The sequence below is a fragment of the Bradyrhizobium sp. USDA 4452 genome, from assembly GCF_054063575.1.
This window is the reverse complement of sequence record NZ_JBSSGK010000001.1, coordinates 4,561,134-4,578,915: the sequence shown is the minus strand read 5'-3', so window position 1 is coordinate 4,578,915 and position 17,782 is coordinate 4,561,134. Positions and strand designations below refer to the sequence as shown.

Annotated in this window: 16 protein-coding genes; 11 read left to right on the top strand and 5 right to left on the bottom strand. The window is 65.0% G+C overall.

Annotated elements, in window-relative coordinates; translation table 11 throughout:
- Window positions 1-53 precede the first annotated feature (53 nt).
- Window positions 54-1,124 (bottom strand): DUF2336 domain-containing protein, encoded by a 1,071-nt coding sequence (locus ACVISU_RS21970; RefSeq protein ID WP_456708285.1) that lies wholly within the window; start codon window positions 1,122-1,124, stop codon window positions 54-56.
- 347 nt (window positions 1,125-1,471) lie between these two features.
- Between ACVISU_RS21970 and rimP the strand changes: the two genes are divergently transcribed.
- The 10 genes from rimP (at window position 1,472) to ACVISU_RS21920 (ending at window position 13,261) form a co-directional block, all read left to right on the top strand.
- Window positions 1,472-2,260 carry a ribosome maturation factor RimP gene (rimP, locus tag ACVISU_RS21965; RefSeq protein WP_050406235.1) on the top strand — a complete coding sequence of 263 codons (789 nt, stop codon included), beginning with the start codon at window positions 1,472-1,474 and terminating at the stop codon, window positions 2,258-2,260.
- A gap of 3 nt (window positions 2,261-2,263) precedes the next feature.
- Entirely contained in the window at window positions 2,264-3,877 is a 1,614-nt protein-coding gene (gene nusA / locus ACVISU_RS21960) for a transcription termination factor NusA (protein WP_050406195.1), read from the top strand.
- Window positions 3,878-3,951: 74 nt separating this feature from the next.
- Entirely contained in the window at window positions 3,952-4,638 is a 687-nt protein-coding gene (locus ACVISU_RS21955; protein WP_050406194.1) for an RNA-binding protein, read from the top strand.
- Between the two features lie 108 nt (window positions 4,639-4,746).
- On the top strand, window positions 4,747-7,449 hold the full coding sequence (gene infB / locus ACVISU_RS21950) for a translation initiation factor IF-2 (RefSeq protein WP_456708284.1): 2,703 nt from the start codon (window positions 4,747-4,749) through the stop codon (window positions 7,447-7,449).
- Between the two features lie 174 nt (window positions 7,450-7,623).
- A complete protein-coding gene (gene rbfA, locus ACVISU_RS21945; RefSeq protein WP_050406192.1) occupies window positions 7,624-8,037 on the top strand; it encodes a 30S ribosome-binding factor RbfA in 414 nt (137 codons plus the stop codon).
- Complete coding sequence (gene truB / locus ACVISU_RS21940) at window positions 8,034-9,143, top strand: tRNA pseudouridine(55) synthase TruB (RefSeq protein ID WP_050406191.1); 1,110 nt, start codon at window positions 8,034-8,036, stop codon at window positions 9,141-9,143. The genes rbfA and truB overlap by 4 nt, the downstream gene beginning before the upstream one ends.
- Before the next feature lie 2 nt (window positions 9,144-9,145).
- Window positions 9,146-9,415: a 30S ribosomal protein S15 gene (gene rpsO / locus ACVISU_RS21935; protein WP_050406190.1), complete on the top strand. Its 270-nt coding sequence runs from the start codon at window positions 9,146-9,148 to the stop codon at window positions 9,413-9,415.
- A gap of 316 nt (window positions 9,416-9,731) precedes the next feature.
- Window positions 9,732-11,888 carry a polyribonucleotide nucleotidyltransferase gene (gene pnp / locus ACVISU_RS21930; RefSeq protein ID WP_456710876.1) on the top strand — a complete coding sequence of 719 codons (2,157 nt, stop codon included), beginning with the start codon at window positions 9,732-9,734 and terminating at the stop codon, window positions 11,886-11,888.
- A 180-nt stretch (window positions 11,889-12,068) separates the two neighbouring features.
- Window positions 12,069-12,527 (top strand): GNAT family N-acetyltransferase, encoded by a 459-nt coding sequence (locus tag ACVISU_RS21925; RefSeq protein WP_456708283.1) that lies wholly within the window; start codon window positions 12,069-12,071, stop codon window positions 12,525-12,527.
- Between the two features lie 137 nt (window positions 12,528-12,664).
- On the top strand, window positions 12,665-13,261 hold the full coding sequence (locus ACVISU_RS21920; RefSeq protein WP_456708282.1) for a glutathione S-transferase family protein: 597 nt from the start codon (window positions 12,665-12,667) through the stop codon (window positions 13,259-13,261).
- A gap of 41 nt (window positions 13,262-13,302) precedes the next feature.
- On the opposite strand, the gene fabV is transcribed toward ACVISU_RS21920, so the two are convergent.
- The 3 genes from fabV to fabA form a co-directional block, all read right to left on the bottom strand.
- A complete protein-coding gene (gene fabV, locus ACVISU_RS21915) occupies window positions 13,303-14,475 on the bottom strand; it encodes an enoyl-ACP reductase FabV (RefSeq protein ID WP_456708281.1) in 1,173 nt (390 codons plus the stop codon).
- Between the two features lie 78 nt (window positions 14,476-14,553).
- The gene (gene fabB, locus ACVISU_RS21910) at window positions 14,554-15,777 is read right to left on the bottom strand and encodes a beta-ketoacyl-ACP synthase I (RefSeq protein WP_050406186.1); all 1,224 of its coding nucleotides are present in this window, start codon (window positions 15,775-15,777) and stop codon (window positions 14,554-14,556) included.
- A gap of 43 nt (window positions 15,778-15,820) precedes the next feature.
- Window positions 15,821-16,342 (bottom strand): 3-hydroxyacyl-[acyl-carrier-protein] dehydratase FabA, encoded by a 522-nt coding sequence (gene fabA / locus ACVISU_RS21905; protein ID WP_050406185.1) that lies wholly within the window; start codon window positions 16,340-16,342, stop codon window positions 15,821-15,823.
- A 329-nt stretch (window positions 16,343-16,671) separates the two neighbouring features.
- Between fabA and irrA the strand changes: the two genes are divergently transcribed.
- Window positions 16,672-17,163, top strand: coding sequence for an iron response transcriptional regulator IrrA (irrA, locus tag ACVISU_RS21900; protein ID WP_050406184.1), 492 nt, complete (start codon window positions 16,672-16,674; stop codon window positions 17,161-17,163).
- A gap of 72 nt (window positions 17,164-17,235) precedes the next feature.
- Here irrA and ACVISU_RS21895 read toward each other — a convergent pair whose 3' ends face one another.
- Window positions 17,236-17,760, bottom strand: a complete 525-nt coding sequence (locus ACVISU_RS21895; RefSeq protein WP_050406183.1) for an SH3 domain-containing protein — start codon at window positions 17,758-17,760, stop codon at window positions 17,236-17,238.
- Window positions 17,761-17,782 lie beyond the last annotated feature (22 nt).

Sequence of the window (17,782 nt, the reverse complement as noted above, 5' to 3'; positions counted from 1 at the left end):
CTCGCAATGACGAAGGGGAGAGCGTACCGCCAATGGTCGTGTGACGCTCGACTTCAGCGCGACTTCCAGAAGTCCACGACGCGCTGCGCCGTTGACGGCATCAGGCGGACGAAATTCACCCGCGCACCTTCGATATCGGCCGGCGACGGCACGCGGTTCGGCCCGAGGCGCATCAGGATCAGGGCGCGCACGGTCGGCCATTCGAAACCGATCGTCTTGCTGGCGATCAGGATCGGATCGTAGCGATCGCCGGCGATCAGGCGATCGAGCGTCACAATCTTCACGCCGGTCATCGCCGCGAGCGCCGCCACGCATTCCTCGTATTTGAAGGCCTTTGCGAAGCCTGCCACCGCGGCCTCGTTCAATTCGCCGGCGCGGTGCAGGGCCAGGATCGCGCGCTGCGCGGCAGCGAAATCGCGGCCCTCGACCTGGGCGACGACGCCTTCGATCTCGTTCAGCGCCAGCTTGATCTCGGCCTGCCGTTCCGGCTTGGCGACGATCTGCAACCGGCGGCGGATCACGTCGATCGAACCGGCCAGCAGGCTCTTCAGATGCACGGGCGGAAGATCGTCACGGCGGCCGATCCGCAAGGTCAGCACGCCGTCCTGAGCGGCGCGCCGCACCAGCGTCGCGAACGATGCGTCCGAGAACGCGGCGCCGGCATTGCCGGCCGCGCTTCGGATCACATCGCGATCGCCGCGACGGACGATGACGTCGGTCAGTGCGGTCGAGAGCCTGGATCGCTCACTCATCGCCAGCAGATGGCCCTGGCCCTTGGCATTGGCGATCTCGACCAGCACCCGATCGTCGAGGACGGGCGAGCGGCGCAGCACCGGGCCAGCGATCGCGACCTCGTCCTCGTGGGCGAGTTGCCCGACCAGACACCGCGGCGCGTTGGCGAGCGGCGCGAGCCGTTCGGCGAGATCGATGCGCGCCGCAAGCTCGGCATGCGGCACCAGACTGGTCAGCACCCCGTCGAACAGGTCGATATGGTCGGGGCGAAAGCTCGCCGCACCCTGCAGGAACAGATCGCCGAGCCGCCGCGCGGCCTCGGCGCGGCGCCTGGGGTCGCCGCGGCGAACGATGTCGTCGAGTTCCGGGATCAGCGCGGGGGCTGTCGTCATGAGCCTTGTCCAACCGGCGACTTCTGCCGATTTTCGGCAATCTATGGCCCGGTTCGTAAACGGAGGGTTAGACCAAACCTGCACCCTCCAGGCCGCAAAATCGCCCTCCGCCCGGGCCGGAGGCCTTGCCGGGCCCCGGCAAAAGGGCTATATCGGGCGCAACTTATGGTATCTCATACGATCGCGTAGGAGAGTGGGCCCCCCGGGACCCGCTCTTTTTTATTACCTGACGGGACCCGGCGAGGCCGGATCCGGCTTAGGTAGCGTTAGCGGCCCCTTAAGGCCACCTGAACAACACAACAGACCTCAGACAGCCGTTAGACCCTAGACAGCCTTTGACACTGGACATGACCGATCCGACCGCCACGCCCGTGGACACCGAACTGCTCGCCGAGCCGCGGCTCGTCGTCGAGCCCGGGGTCGCGGCCCGCGTCGCAGCGGTCGCGGTCCCGGTGTTGCAGGGTATGGGCTATCGCCTAGTGCGCATCAAGGTTTCCGGCGACGCCGGTTGCACCGTGCAGATCATGGCCGAGCGCCCCGACGGCTCGATGCAGCTCGAGGATTGCGAGGCGATTTCGCGTGCGTTGTCGCCGGTGCTCGATGTTGCCGATCCGATCGAGCGCGCCTACCGGCTGGAAATCTCCTCGCCCGGCATCGACCGGCCGCTGGTGCGCCGCTCCGACTTCGAGCGCTATACCGGGCATCTGGTGAAGATCGAGATGGCGGTGCCGCATCAGGGCCGCAAGCGGTTCCGCGGCCTGCTCGCCGGCGTAGAAGGCAATGCGGTCCGCGTCAGGCGCGACGACCCGCGCCCGACCGAGGACGCCGAGGTCGTCCTTGTCATGGAGGACATCTCGGACGCGCGGCTGGTGCTGACCGACGAGCTGATCGAGGAATCGATGCGCCGCGGCAAGGCCGCCGAGCGCGAACTGCGCCGCGAGCTCGGCCTCGCGCCGCCGCAGCCGGCCCACGCCAAGAAGAGCGATCCGGCGAAGAGCCAGAAGCCGAAACCCAAGCCTGGTGACAAGCCTGCTCATAAGCCCGGCAAGAAGCCGGCCCCGACCAACACCAAAAAGCACCGCCTGGCCGCCGAGCGCGCGCGCCGTGGCGAGATCGATCCATTCGAAGGAGACTAAGCCATGGCAGTCAGCGCCAACAAACTCGAACTGCTGCAGATCGCAGACGCAGTTGCGCGCGAAAAGTCGATCGACCGCTCCATCGTGATCGCGGCGATGGAAGACGCCATCGCCAAGGCCGCCCGCGCCCGCTACGGCAGCGAGACCGACGTCCATGCCGAGATCGACGCCAAGAAGGGCGAGCTGCGGCTGACCCGCCACATGCTGGTGGTCGATGTCGTCGAGAACTCGTCGAACCAGATTTCGCTGCAGGATGCGCAGCGCGCCAATCCGGGCGCCCAGGTCGGCGACACCATCGCCGACACGCTGCCGCCGCTGGAATATGGCCGCATCGCCGCGCAGTCCGCCAAGCAGGTGATCGTGCAGAAGGTGCGCGAGGCCGAGCGAGACCGGCAGTACCAGGAATTCAAGGACCGCATCGGCGACATCGTCAACGGCATCGTCAAGCGCGTCGAATATGGCAGCGTGATCGTCGACCTCGGCCGCGGCGAAGCGATCGTGCGCCGCGACGAGATGCTGCCGCGCGAGGTGTTCCGCAACGGCGACCGCGTCCGCGCCTACATCTTCGACGTCCGCCGCGAGACCCGCGGCCCGCAGATCTTCCTGTCGCGCACCCATCCGCAGTTCATGGCGAAGCTGTTCGCGCAGGAAGTGCCCGAAATCTACGACGGCATCGTCGAGATCAAGGCGGTCGCCCGCGATCCCGGCTCGCGCGCCAAGATCGGCGTGATCTCGCGCGATTCCTCGGTCGACCCGGTCGGCGCCTGCGTCGGCATGCGCGGCTCGCGCGTGCAGGCCGTGGTGAACGAGCTGCAGGGCGAGAAGATCGACATCATCCCGTGGTCGCCCGACATCGCGACCTTCGTCGTCAACGCGCTTGCGCCGGCTGAAGTCGCCAAGGTCGTGATCGACGAGGACCGCGAGCGCATCGAGGTCGTGGTTCCCGACACCAACAACCAGCTGTCGCTGGCGATCGGCCGCCGCGGCCAGAATGTCCGCCTCGCCTCGCAGCTGACCGGCTGGGACATCGACATCCTGACCGAGCAGGAAGAGTCGGAGCGCCGCCAGGCCGACTTCGAGAACTCGACCCGCGTGTTCATGGAAGCGCTCAATGTCGACGAGGTGGTCGGCCAGCTGCTCGCCTCCGAAGGCTTCACCTCGGTCGAGGAGCTCGCGCTGGTCGACGTCAAGGAGCTCGCCGGCATCGAAGGTTTCGACGAGGAGACCGCCACCGAGCTGCAGACCCGCGCCCGCGAATATCTCGAGCAGCTCGAGGCTGAGCTCGAGGCCAAGCGCAAGGAACTCGGCGTCGAGGACGCCATGAAGGACGTGCCCGGCATCACCGGCAAGATGCTGGTGAAGCTCGGCGAGAACGATGTGAAGACCGTCGAGGATCTGGCCGGCTGCGCCACCGATGATCTGGTCGGCTGGACCGAGCGCAAGGAAGGCGGCGAGCCGACCAAGCATGCCGGGTTCCTCGATGGCATCGAGATCACGCGCGACGAGGCCGAGGCCATGATCATGCAGGCCCGCCTGAAGGCCGGCTGGATCACCGAAGCCGACCTCGCCAAGCCTGCCGAGGAGGCCGAGGCCGCCGAAGCAGAAGCGGCGTCGTAGCGCGTGTTCCGCAAAGGTGGATACCGGCTTTGCGATAAGAACTCGCGCAGATTTATGATGGAGATGCCCTACGGATGCTCGCTCAGGCTGACCCCGATCTCGACGATGGGCCGCGGACGCAGAAGTCCGCGACCACGCGGATGTGCGCGGTCAGCCGCGAGGTGCGTCCGATCGACGAGTTGATCCGGTTCGTCGTCGCACCCACGGGCGAGGTGATCCCGGACCTCAAGCGCAAGCTGCCGGGCCGCGGATTATGGGTCTCCGCATCGCGGCGCAGCGTTGCGGAAGCGGTCCGCCGTCACCAATTTAGCAAGGGATTCAAGCGCGATGTCCGCGTCGCGCCGACCCTTCCCGCCGACACCGACGCTCTCCTGGTCCGCAGCGTCACCGAGGCCCTGGCGATGGCCGCCAAGGGCGGTCAGGTCGTGGCAGGCTTCGGCAAGGTCGAGGACGCACTCAACCGGAACGAAACTGCAGCCCTGATCCACGCTTCCGACGGCGCAGCGGACGGAATCCGCAAATTGGACGCGATCGTCCGGCAAAGGGGCGAAAAACGTGGTGAATCGCCGGTAATCGCCGTCGTCAATGTTTTGACGTCGGAAGAATTGGATTTGGCACTTGGGCGGTCAAATGTGATACATGCTGCGCTGCTCGCGGGCCCGGCGAGCAAGACGTTCCTGTCGCGCTGCCAGATGCTGGTCCGATACCGGATGGCCGACGACGACAAGACCGCCGAAGCGGCCAGAAATTCCAGAGCCTGATCCAGGAAGGCGGATGCCGTCTTTCCGACCGGATCATGCTCAGCAAACGACGACACGTTGAAGGATTTGTGCGGTAAACGCACAGCGAAACGAGATTAGGACTGCTGAATGGTTGATACCAAGACCCCTGGCGACAAGACTTTGAGTGTCCCGAGCAAGACGTTGTCGCTGAAGCCGCGCGTCGAGACGGGCACCGTGCGCCAGAGCTTCAGCCACGGCCGGACCAAGCAGGTCGTGGTCGAGAAGCGCGGCAAGCGTCGCGTCGGTGGCGATGTTCCCGGCGAGGCGCATGCGCCGGAGCCCGTGGTTGCAAAGCCGGCGGCGCCCGCCCCGAGGCCGCCGCAGGGCCGCCCCTCGGGCCCGCCTCCCGGCCAGCAACAGCGCAACACCCGCTCCGGCGTGGTGCTGCCGACCTTGACCGAAGACGAGCGTTCCGCGCGCGCGAGCGCGCTGGCCGACGCCCGTCAGCGCGACATCGAGGAACGCCGCCAGGCCGAAGAGGAAGCCAAGCGCCGTGCTGCCCGCGAGGCTGCCGAGAAGATCGAGCGCGAGGCCGCCGAGGCCCGCCGCAAGGCGGAAGAGGAGCGTCACCGCCACGAGGAAGAGGCCAAGCGCAAGGCCGAGGTCGAGGCCAAGCGCCGCTTCGGCGAGGGCGAAGCCAAGCCCGGCGCGACGCCTGGCGCTGCACCGGCCAAGCCGGCCACAGCCGCACCCGCGTCTGCTCCGGCCGCCCGCGCGCCCGCAGGCCGCCCGGCGACCACGACAACCGCGCGCACGCCGGCCTCTGCGCCGGCGAAACCGCCGGCCGTTGCCGCCGAAGCCGACGAGGACGAAGGTCCGCGTCTGGTGCGCCGCCCCGGCGGCATCGTGCGTCCCGCCGCCGCACCGAAGACCACCCACAAGCCCGGCCCGCAGAAGCAGCGCGGCCGCCTGACCGTGACCACCGCGCTCAACGTCGACGAAGTGCGCGAGCGTTCGATCGCCTCGTTCCGCCGTCGCACCCAGCGCCTGAAGGGACATGCGTCGAACGAGCAGAAGGAAAAGCTGGTCCGCGAAGTCATCATTCCGGAAGCGATCACGATCCAGGAACTCGCGAACCGTATGTCGGAGCGCGCGGTCGATGTCATCCGCATGCTGATGAAGCAGGGCGCGATGCACAAGATCACCGACGTGATCGACGCCGACACCGCGCAACTGATCGCCGAAGAGCTCGGCCACAGCGTCAAGCGCGTCGCCGCCTCCGACGTCGAGGAAGGCCTGTTCGACGTTGTCGACGATTCCACCGACACCGAGCCGCGTTCGCCCGTGGTCACGGTCATGGGTCACGTCGACCACGGCAAGACCTCGCTGCTCGACGCGCTGCGCCACGCCAATGTGGTGTCGGGCGAAGCCGGCGGTATCACCCAGCATATCGGCGCCTACCAGGTGCTGTCGCCCGAGAGCGGCACCAAGATCACCTTCATCGACACGCCCGGCCACGCCGCGTTCACCGCGATGCGCGCCCGCGGCGCCAAGGTCACCGACATCGTCGTGCTGGTGGTCGCCGCCGATGACGGCGTGATGCCGCAGACGATCGAGGCGATCAACCACGCCAAGGCGGCCAAGGTGCCGATGATCGTGGCGATCAACAAGATCGACAAGCCCGATGCGCGGCCCGAGCGCGTCCGCACCGAGTTGCTGCAGCACGAGGTGCAGGTCGAATCGCTCGGCGGCGACGTCGTCGACGTCGAGGTTTCCGCAAAGAACAAGACCAATCTCGACCGGCTGCTCGAGATGATCGCGCTGCAGGCCGAAATCCTCGACCTGAAGACCAATTCGCAGCGTCCGGCGGAAGGCACGGTGATCGAAGCCAAGCTCGATCGCGGCCGCGGTCCGGTCGCGACCGTGCTGGTCCAGCGCGGCACGCTGCGGATCGGCGACATCATCGTGGCCGGCGCCGAGATGGGCCGCGTCCGCGCCCTGATCTCCGACCAGGGCGAGAATCTCGATGAGGCCGGCCCGTCCGTGCCGGTCGAGGTGCTCGGCTTCAACGGCCCGCCGGAAGCCGGCGACCGTCTCGCCGTCGTCGAGAACGAAGCCCGCGCCCGTCAGGTCACGAGCTACCGCGCGCACCAGAAGCGCGAGAACGCGGCTGCCTCGATCTCCGGCATGCGCGGCTCGCTCGAGCAGATGATGTCGCAGCTCAAGACCGCGGGCCGCAAGGAGTTCCCGCTGATCGTCAAGGCCGACGTGCAGGGCTCGCTGGAAGCGATCCTGGGCTCGCTCGAGAAGCTCGGCACCGACGAGGTCGCCGCCCGCATCCTGCATGCCGGCGTCGGCGGCATCTCGGAGTCCGACGTCACGCTGGCGGAAGGCTTCAACGCCGCGATCATCGGCTTCTCGGTTCGCGCCAACAAGGAAGCGGCGGCCGCAGCCAAGCGCAACGGCATCGAGATCCGCTACTACAACATCATCTACGACCTCGTGGACGACATCAAAAAGGCGATGTCCGGCCTGCTCGCCCCCACGCTGCGCGAAACCATGCTGGGCAACGCGCAGATCCTGGAAGTGTTCAACATTTCCAAGGTCGGCAAGGTCGCGGGTTGCCGCGTCACCGACGGCACCGTCGAACGCGGCGCCAATGTTCGCCTGATCCGCGACAACGTCGTGGTGCACGAAGGCAAGCTGTCGACGCTGAAGCGCTTCAAGGATGAAGTGAAGGAAGTGGTCGCCGGCCAGGAGTGCGGCATGGCATTCGAGAACTACGGCGACATGCGCGTCGGCGACGTGATCGAATGTTACCGCATCGAGACGATCCAGCGCTCTCTGTAAGTCCAAATCTTACGAAGAGCAGATCTTACTAGGTGTTGGGTCCATTTAACTGAAAATGCGACGACGTGGCCGGACTTCAGTCCGGCCACCCGCGCATCGTCCGATTGAAAGCAAAGCTAGGACATTGATGCCCGCGGCCACGGCCGGCGGGCGCGACGGTTTTGGAAAAAGGTCATGCCCCGTCAAAAGAAGAGTTCCAGCCCCGGCGGATCGCAACGTCAGCTGCGCGTCGGCGAAACGGTTCGCCATGCAGTTGCCGAGATTCTGTCACAGGGTGAGGTTCACGATCCCGATCTGGAAGGCCACATCATCACCGTTCCCGAGGTGCGTATGTCGCCGGACCTGAAGCTCGCCACGATCTACGTGATGCCGCTCGGCGGCCGCGACACCGACACGGTGATATCTGCGCTTGAGCGCAACAAGAAGTTCCTTCGCGGCGAGATCGCGCATCGCGTCAACCTGAAATTTGCACCCGACATTCGCTTCCGCGTCGATGAGCGGTTCGACGAGGCGGAGCGCATCGAGAAACTACTGCGGACACCTGCGGTGCAGCGAGACCTTGCACCCGATTCGGACGACGAGGAATGACTGTGATGACGACCAACAGCGTGATCGACGCGAAGGATGCCGACGCGCGCGACGCTGAGCGGGACGCCTTTGCCGGGCCGCGCACCGACGATGCGCGCCGCACCAACAACGACCCGCGCCAGAAGCACGGCAAGCAAAACCAGCAGCCGCGCCGCGACAAGCGCGACGTCCACGGCTGGGTGGTGCTCGACAAGCCGATCGGAATGACCTCGACGCAGGCCGTCGCCGTGCTCAAGCGCCTGTTCCAAGCCAAGCGCGCCGGCCATGCCGGCACCCTCGACCCGCTCGCCTCCGGCGGGCTGCCGATCGCGCTCGGCGAGGCCACCAAGACGGTGCCGTTCGTGATGGACGGCCGCAAGCGCTACCGCTTCACGGTCAGCTGGGGCGAGGAACGCGACACCGACGACACCGAGGGACGGCCGGTCCGGACCAGCGAGAGCCGGCCGACCGCCGATTCGATCCGCGAACTGCTGCCGCGTTTCACTGGGGTGATCGAGCAGATCCCGCCGCAATATTCGGCCATCAAGGTGCAGGGCGAGCGCGCCTATGACCTGGCGCGCGACGGGGAGACTGTGGAACTGAAGCCCCGCCCAGTCGAGATTCACGAATTAACCCTTGTAGAACATGGAGATAACGGACAATCCGTGTTCGAGGCCGAGTGCGGCAAAGGAACCTATGTCCGGGCCCTGGCCCGCGATATGGGCCGAATTCTGGGCTGTTTCGGCCATATCTGCGCCCTGCGGCGGACCCTGGTCGGTCCGTTTACCGAACGGGACATGATTCCGCTGGAACAGTTGGAGGCTTTATGCAATAGAGCCGCGTCTGGCGAGGGCAGCCTCGCCGACGCGCTTTTGCCCGTTGAGACCGCGCTGGACGACATCCCGGCACTGGCCGTCACACGGGCTGATGCGGCAAGGCTCCACAGGGGCCAGGCCGTTTTGTTGCGCGGACGGGATGCGCCCAATACTAGCGGCACAGTCTATGTCACGGTGGCAGGCCGGCTTCTCGCGCTTGCTGAAATTGGCAATGGCGAACTCATCCCCAAGCGCGTGTTCAACCTGAACGGACTGACTGCCGGTCCGGCTCGCAACAATGAAAGTAACTGACGATGTCGATTACCGCAGAACGCAAAGCGGAAGTCATCAAGACGAATGCCACCAAAGCCGGCGACACCGGCTCGCCCGAGGTCCAGGTCGCGATCCTGTCGGAACGCATCAACAACCTCACCGAGCACTTCAAGAGCCATGTGAAGGACAACCATTCACGCCGCGGCCTCCTGAAGCTCGTGTCGACGCGTCGCTCCCTGCTTGACTACATCAAGCGCAAGGACGAGGCGCGCTACAAGGCGCTGCTTGAGAAGCACAACATCCGTCGTTGATTTGAGAAGCACGCGCGCGAGGTTCGCGCGCGTTTTCGCATGGTCGTCCGTGAACTCGGGCTTTCGAATTGTCGAAAGATGATCATGCGCAACAGCATGGCAATCGCACCATGCACACTAGCGTCCAGCAGCAATCCGGCCGCTGGACCGGGCAAGATGCCCAGATGACCGAAAGGATGGACGCCATCCGAAATCCAGGGACCATGGCAGGATCGCCGGATGCTGGTCGCGACAAGCGCATCAGTATCTCGCCGTCTTGGCATGGTCTTTGTGTTTCAGGGCGCCGTGCTTTCGTGAAACCATGAAAGAAACCGAAATGTTCAATTCGCATTCCGTCGAGATCGACTGGGGTGGACGTCCCCTCAAACTTGAAACCGGCAAGATTGCCCGCCAGGCCGACGGCGCCGTGATGGCGACCTACGGCGAGACCGTGGTGCTCGCCACCGTCGTCGCCGCGAAGGCACCGCGCGAAGGCGTCGACTTCCTGCCGCTCACGGTCGACTACCAGGAGAAGACCTACGCCGCGGGCCGCATTCCCGGCGGCTATTTCAAGCGCGAGGGCCGTCCGACCGAGAAGGAGACGCTGGTCTCCCGCCTGATCGACCGCCCGATCCGCCCGCTGTTCGTCGACGGCTGGCGCAACGAGACCCAGGTGATCGTCACCGTGCTCTCGCACGACATGGAGAACGATCCGGACATCGTCTCGCTGGTCGCCGCCTCCGCCGCCCTGACGCTGTCGGGCGCGCCGTTCAAGGGTCCGATCGGCGCCGCGCGCGTCGGCTTCGCCAATGACGAGTTCATCCTCAACCCGACGCTCGACGAGATGGCCGAAACCCAGCTCGACCTCGTCGTCGCCGGCACCGCCGACGCCGTGCTGATGGTCGAATCGGAAGCCAAGGAGCTCAACGAAGACGTGATGCTCGGCGCGGTCATGTTCGGCCACCGCCACTTCCAGCCCGTCATCAACGCGATCATCGAGCTCGCCGAGAAGGCCGCCAAGGAGCCGCGCGAGGTCACCACGATCGACAATTCGGAGATCGAAAAGGAGATGCTCGGCATCGCCGAGCAGGACCTGCGCAAGGCCTACGCGATCCCGGTCAAGCAGGAACGCTATGCCGCGGTCGGCGCCGTCAAGGAGAAGGTGCTGGCGCACTTCTTCCCGGAAGGCCAGGAGCCGAAATACGACAAGCTCCGCATCGCCGCGGTGTTCAAGGAGCTGGAAGCCAAGATCGTTCGCTGGAACATCCTCGACACCGGCAAGCGCATCGACGGCCGTGACGTCAAGACCGTGCGCAACATCATCGCCGAAGCCGGCGTGCTGCCGCGCGCCCACGGTTCGGCGCTGTTCACCCGCGGTGAGACCCAGGCGATGGTGGTGACCACGCTCGGCACGGGCGAGGACGAGCAGTACATCGACGCGCTGTCGGGGACGTACAAGGAAACATTCCTGCTGCACTACAACTTCCCGCCCTACTCGGTCGGCGAGACCGGCCGCCTCGGCGGCACCAAGCGCCGCGAGATCGGCCACGGCAAGCTCGCCTGGCGCGCGATCCACCCGGTGCTGCCGCCGCACCACGAGTTCCCGTACACGATCCGCGTGGTCTCCGAGATCACCGAGTCGAACGGCTCGTCCTCGATGGCTTCGGTCTGCGGCGCTTCGCTGTCGCTGATGGACGCCGGCGTGCCGCTGAAGCGGCCGACCGCGGGTATCGCCATGGGCCTGATCCTCGAAGGTCAGCGCTTCGCGGTGCTGTCGGACATCCTCGGCGACGAGGATCATCTCGGCGACATGGACTTCAAGGTCGCCGGCACCGACCAGGGCATCACCTCGCTCCAGATGGACATCAAGATCGAGGGCATCACCGAGGAGATCATGAAGGTGGCGCTCGGCCAGGCCAAGGAAGGACGCATCCACATCCTGGGTGAAATGTCCAAGGCCCTGACCGCTGCGCGCGCCGAGCTCGGCGAATACGCACCGCGCATCGAGACCTTCAAGATCGCCACCGACAAGATCCGTGAAGTGATCGGCACCGGCGGCAAGGTGATCCGCGAGATCGTCGAGAAGACCGGCGCCAAGGTCAACATCGAGGACGACGGCACCGTGAAGGTCGCCTCCAACGACGGCGAGGCGATGAAGGCTGCGATCAAGTGGATCAAGTCGATCGCCTCCGATCCGGAGGTCGGCCAGATCTACGAGGGCACCGTCGTCAAGGTGATGGAGTTCGGCGCCTTCGTGAACTTCTTCGGCGCCAAGGACGGCCTCGTCCACATCAGCCAGCTCGCGGCCAACCGCGTGCAGAAGACCTCCGACGTCGTCAAGGAAGGCGACAAGGTCAAGGTCAAGCTGCTCGGCTTCGACGACCGCGGCAAGACCCGCCTCTCGATGAAGGCGGTCGACCAGGAAACCGGCGAGGACCTCGAGGCCAAGCAGAAGGCCGACGCTCCGGCGCCGCGCGAAGCTGCCGGCGAGTAAGCCTGCTCGAAGCGAAACAACGAAGGGCGGCCGAGAGGCCGCCCTTTTTGTTTGGGTTGGCACACGCGGCGCATGAACCGGATGACGAAAACTCGCCGGCTGCATCATCATCCTGTAGGTTGAGCGCACCACAGACGCCGCGATTCCACGCGAGACGCATCGCAGTCCGAGAGATCGACAATGACGCCACTGGTGATCCGCATCGCCCGACCGGACGAGTATGACGAGATCGCTCTGGTCTGGATGGAGAGCTGGGTCACGACTGGTCTCGCCGAGGCCAATGACGCCCTGCTCTCCAATCTGCGCGAGCGTGTGCGCCACGAGATCGCGCAAGGCTGGAGTCTGTTCGTCGCTGACGACAACGGTACGCTCGCCGGCATGTTGGCGCTGCACATATCCGACCATTACCTCGATCAGCTCTTCGTCGCCCCCGGCTATCAGGGCAGGGGCGTCGGGCGCCATTTGCTTGCCTTCACACGCGAGCAGATGCCCGACGAGGTCTGGCTGAAATGCGCGAGCGGAAACGAAAAGGCCTGGCGCTGGTATGAACGTGAAGGCTTCTTGTATGAAGAGGAGAAGATCAACCCGCTGAACGGGTTGATGATGAAGTATTACCGGTGGAAGAGGGCTTGCGGCTGATCTGCCCCAGATCATTGAGTTGGCCAGCATATCGATTTGAGGCCGGAGCGCTCGTCCAGCCGTCGTAAGTTGCCAATTGGAGCCGGACGCGCGATGAACGGGCCCGTTCGTCCACGTCGCAGAAAGGCTGAAGCACCATGATCAAGCTGTACTGGTCGCCACGCTCGCGCTCGTTCTCCGCGATCTGGTTGCTCGAAGAATCCGGCCTGCCCTACGAGCGGGTGCTGACCGACATCAGCACCGGCGCGCAGAAGTCACCGGAGTTCCTCAAGATCAACCCGATGGGCAAGGTGCCGGCGTTGACCGACGGCGATGCGCAGCTCGCCGAGGCTGCGGCGATTTGCGCTTATATCGCCGACCGCTATCCCGAAACGAAGCTTGCGCCGGCCGTGACCGATCCGAAGCGCGCACGCTATCTGCAATGGCTGTTCTTCTCGCCGGGCTGCATCGAGCCGGCCCTGATCCAGCTCTTCACCAAGCTCGAAGTGCCGACCAGCACCGCCGCTTGGGGCAGCGCGGCGCAGGTGTTCGACGTGCTCGACGCCGAGCTGCAGAAGGGGCCATGGATCCTCGGTGAGCAGTTCTCCGCCGCCGACATCGCGATCAGCGCGGGGCTGAACTTTGCGGTACGCATCTTCAAGATGGTGCCGCCGCGGCCGTCATTCGAGGCCTATATCGACCGCTGCGTGGCGCGGCCCGCCTTCCAGCGGGCAGAGAAGATCGCGGCCGGGTGAGGCTCGCGTAGCCGGATGACAGCAGTAGCTTCCCGAACCGCCTAACCCGGCACGACGCGCGGATCGACGTCCTGCGTGTAATCGACGCCGTCGATGCCGAAGCCGAACAGGCGCAGGAACTGGCTCTTGTATTCGCCGAGATCCGCCAGCTCGCCGAGCGTCTCGGTGGTGAGCAGCGGCCAGCGCCGCGACACCTCCGTCTGCACTTCGGGCGAAAGCTCCCAATCGTCGACCCGGATGCGTTGCGTATCGTCGAGCGCGACGCCCTTGCCGAGCTTCGTCCGGAACAGGCGGTCGATCTGCTCGATGCAGCCCTCATGCAGCCCGAGCTGCTTCATGACCTTGAACAGCACCGTGCCATAGAGCGGCACCACCGGAATGGCCGAGCTCGCCTGGGTGACCACGGCCTTCAGCGCGACGACGCGGGCGGCGTCCGCACCGAGCCGGCTCCGGATCGCTTCCGCCTTGCGGTCGAGATCGACCTTGGCGCGGCCGAGCGTGCCGTTCCAGTAGATCGGCCAGGTCAGCTCGCTGCCGATATAGGTGTAGTTGAGTGTCCGGAAGCCCGGCGCCAGTACGCCGGCGTCAGCCAGCTGGTCGATCCAGCGTTTCCAGTCGTCACCACCCATCACCGCGACCGTCGCCGCGGTCTGCTCCTCGTTCGCGGGCTCGAGCGTGGTCTGGAACACCTCGCCGGTCTCGGTGTCGAGCGTCTTGATCTCGACCGGAGCGCCGAGCGGCTTGATCACCGAGCGATAGGTCTTGCCGGTGTCCGGATCGGTGCGGACCGGAGCTGCCATGCTGTAGACCAACAGGTCGAGCTGACCGAATTTTTCGCGCACGCGCGCGATGAAGTCCTTCTTCATCTCGTCGGAGAAGGCGTCGCCCTCCAGCGTGAGCGGCGAGCGTCCGATCTTCTCGGCCTCGATCTCGAAGGCGCGGTTGTTGTACCAGCCGGCGCTGGCGCTTCTCTTTTCCGACGGCTCGCGCTCCAGCGACACGCCGATCGTGTCGGCGCCGCCGGCGAAGGTGGCAACGATGCGGCTCGCGAGACCATAGCCCGTCGAGCAGCCGAGCACGGCAACCCGTTTCGGGCAGTCCGCGACCGGACCCTGCTTGAGCACATAAGCGATCTGTTCGCGGACATTCGTGGCGCAGCCGACGGGATGTGCCGTCGTGCAGATGAAGCCTCGCACGCGCGGTTCAATAATCATTCCCACCCCATTCCGGATCGTTGCAATATCCCCATTGGCCGCCTGCGGATCTCCCTCAGCAAGCGAGGAGAGTCGAAATCAGGCATCAAGCCGCCTGAACACGAGCGTGGCGTTGGTGCCGCCGAAGCCGAACGAGTTCGACAGCACGGTCGTGAGCTTGGCGTTGTCGATGCGCTTGCGCACGATCGGCATGTCGGCGAACACCGGATCGAGCTCGGTGATGTGCGCGCTTTCGCAGACAAAGCCGTTGTTCAGCATCAGCAGCGAGTAGATCGCTTCCTGCACGCCGGTGGCGCCGAGCGAGTGGCCGGTCAGCGCCTTGGTCGCCGAGATCGGCGGGCACTTGTCGCCGGTGCCGAACACCTTGCGGATCGCCTCGATCTCCGGCGGATCGCCGGCCGGCGTCGAGGTGGCGTGCGGATTGATGTAATCGACCGGCGTGTTCACCGTCGACATCGCCATGCGCATGCAGCGCTCGGCGCCCTCACCCGACGGCGCCACCATGTCGTAACCGTCCGAGGTCGCGCCGTAGCCGACCACCTCGCCATAAATCCTGGCGCCGCGCGCCTTGGCATGCTCGAGCTCTTCGAGCACCACGACACCCGCGCCGCCGGCGATCACGAAACCGTCGCGGCTGATGTCGTAGGGACGCGAGGCGGTCGCCGGCGTGTCGTTATACTTCGACGACATGGCGCCCATGGCGTCGAACAGCACCGACAGCGTCCAGTCGAGTTCCTCGCAGCCGCCGGCGAAGATGATGTCCTGCTTGCCGATCTGGATCGTCTCATAGGCATTGCCGATGCAATGGTTCGACGTCGCGCAGGCCGACGAGATCGAATAGTTCACGCCCTTGATCTTGAACCAGGTCGCGAGCGTCGCCGACGCAGTCGAGGACATGCCCTTCGGCACCGCGAACGGGCCGACCCGCTTCGGGCCCTTGGCGCGCGCGATGTCGGCCGCCTCCACCAGCGTGCGCGTCGACGGTCCGCCGGATCCCATGATGATGCCGGTGCGGATGTTGGATACCTCGTTCTCCTCGAGACCGGAGTCGCGGATCGCCTGCTCCATGGCGACGTGATTCCACGCCGCGCCTTCGGCGAGGAACCGCATCGCGCGGCGATCGATCACCTCGGCGGGATTGAGCGTCGGCGCACCGTGCACCTGCGACCGGAAGCCTAGCTCGGCAGCCTTCTCCGCACGCGAAATGCCCGACTTCGCCTCGTAGAGACTCGCAAGCACTTCCTGGGTGTTGTTACCGATGGACGAGACAATCCCCATCCCCGTGATGACAACCCGCCTCATGTTCGCCTCGCCCTGCCTTTATGTTGCCGCATGATCATCCTGCTCAGGATGGCGCCGTGCCCTGCTTGAACAATCCGACCTTCAAGTCCTTGGCGCGATAAATAATCTCGTCGTCCATGGAAAGCCACCCGTCGGCGATTCCAAGCACGAGCTTTGACCGCATCACGCGCTTGATATCGATGTTGTACACAACCTTGCGCGCGTGCGGCAGCACCTGTCCGGAGAACTTCAACTCGCCGAGCCCGAGCGCGCGGCCGCGACCTTCGCCGCCGATCCAGCCGAGATAAAAGCCGACCATTTGCCACATGGCATCGAGGCCGAGGCAGCCCGGCATCACTGGATCGTTCTTGAAATGGCAGCCGAAGAACCAGAGATCGGGCTTCACCTCGAGCTCGGCGCGCACCAGCCCCTTGCCGTACTCGCCGCCACTCTCCGAGATCGCGCTGATGCGATCGAACATCAGCATCGGCGGCAGCGGCAACTGGGCGTTGCCGGGACCGAAAAGCTCGCCCCGTCCGCAAGCCAGCAAATCCTCGTATTCGTAACCGCCGCGCCGATCCAGCATCCTCTTTCCACCTCTGATGTCCCGATGAAGCGCTTTGCTTGGTCGGACCCTAATCTACCCACGGGAACCGGAATAACCCGTCCCGCATCTTGGCGCTACCTGGGTACGCTACCGACCTGTTATCTCTGCCGAAAGCGCATATGTGGTCCGCGCGCTCTCTAACATAGGGCCAACTGGGCGGCAAAGCGGCATTCCGATGATAAATTGCCGTTTCTCCTTAGGTTTCTACCGCAGCTTGGATTCGTTCTAGTTGCGAAAAACTTGCATCTGACGGGCATCCTTTTTATATTTATGAGGAATATTGCCTGAGTTGGGTGCATAGAGTGGATATGAACGAGGAAGTACCGGCTGTGAACGATGATGCCGTGCACCCGGCTGCGCGGGGCGCTGGGCACCACCCGGCCCTGACCGGCTGTCCGTGGCATGACGTCAACGAGATGCTGCAGTCTGCCGGTCTCCGGCCGACCCGGCAGCGCATGGCGCTGGGTTGGTTGCTGTTCGGCAAGGGCGCCCGCCACCTGACCGCTGAAATGCTGTACGAGGAAGCCACGCTGGCCAAGGTTCCGGTGTCGCTGGCGACCGTCTACAACACGCTCAACCAGCTGACCGATGCCGGCCTGCTGCGCCAGGTCAGCGTCGACGGCACCAAGACCTATTTCGACACCAACGTATCGACGCATCACCACTTCTATCTCGAGCACAATCACGAGCTGGTCGACATTCCCGACCCGCACCTCGTGTTGTCGAAGATGCCGGACGTGCCGGATGGCTACGAGATTTCCCGTGTCGACATGGTCGTACGGCTGCGCAAGAAGCGCTGAACGATCTTGCCGTCGATCTCAGTTGTAATGGCCGGGCTCGTCCCGGCCATTTTCATTCGGGTAGGTGGAAACTCAGTCCACCTTCTCGTCGGCGTAGACGCCCCACAGGCGCTGCTGCTCGATCCAGCCGTCGAAGCCGTTGCCGGTGACCCGGCACCAGTTATTGGCGCATTTCTTGACCTGCGCGACGACGCCGGCCTGCAACCGCGCCGCGATGGCGCTGGTGGCGTCGGGGCGATCGTACAGCGAGGCCAGATCGTCCTTGTTCTTCATCGTCACGACCGCGGTGCGGCGACCGGACAGCAGCGAATGATAGACCCAGCCTTCGGCACCTTCGGAATCGCGCACCCGCCGCCAGTTCTCGAACTCGGCGGTGATTTCGACCGGCAGCCCCGACCGGGTGTAGACCCAGGCGACGTCGTTATCCTTGGTCGGGCCGGCCCGGACGTTCACATGGTCGGATTTCAGGCTGACATAGCGCGGAATCGGCAGGCCGCTGGTGGTGGGGCTCAAATCCTTGGCGGAATGTCCGGGCATGACCGACGCACTCAGCATGCTCCCGACCAGAGCCACCAATGAACCGAAACGCCAGACCATCCACTCGTCTCCTGCCGAGATG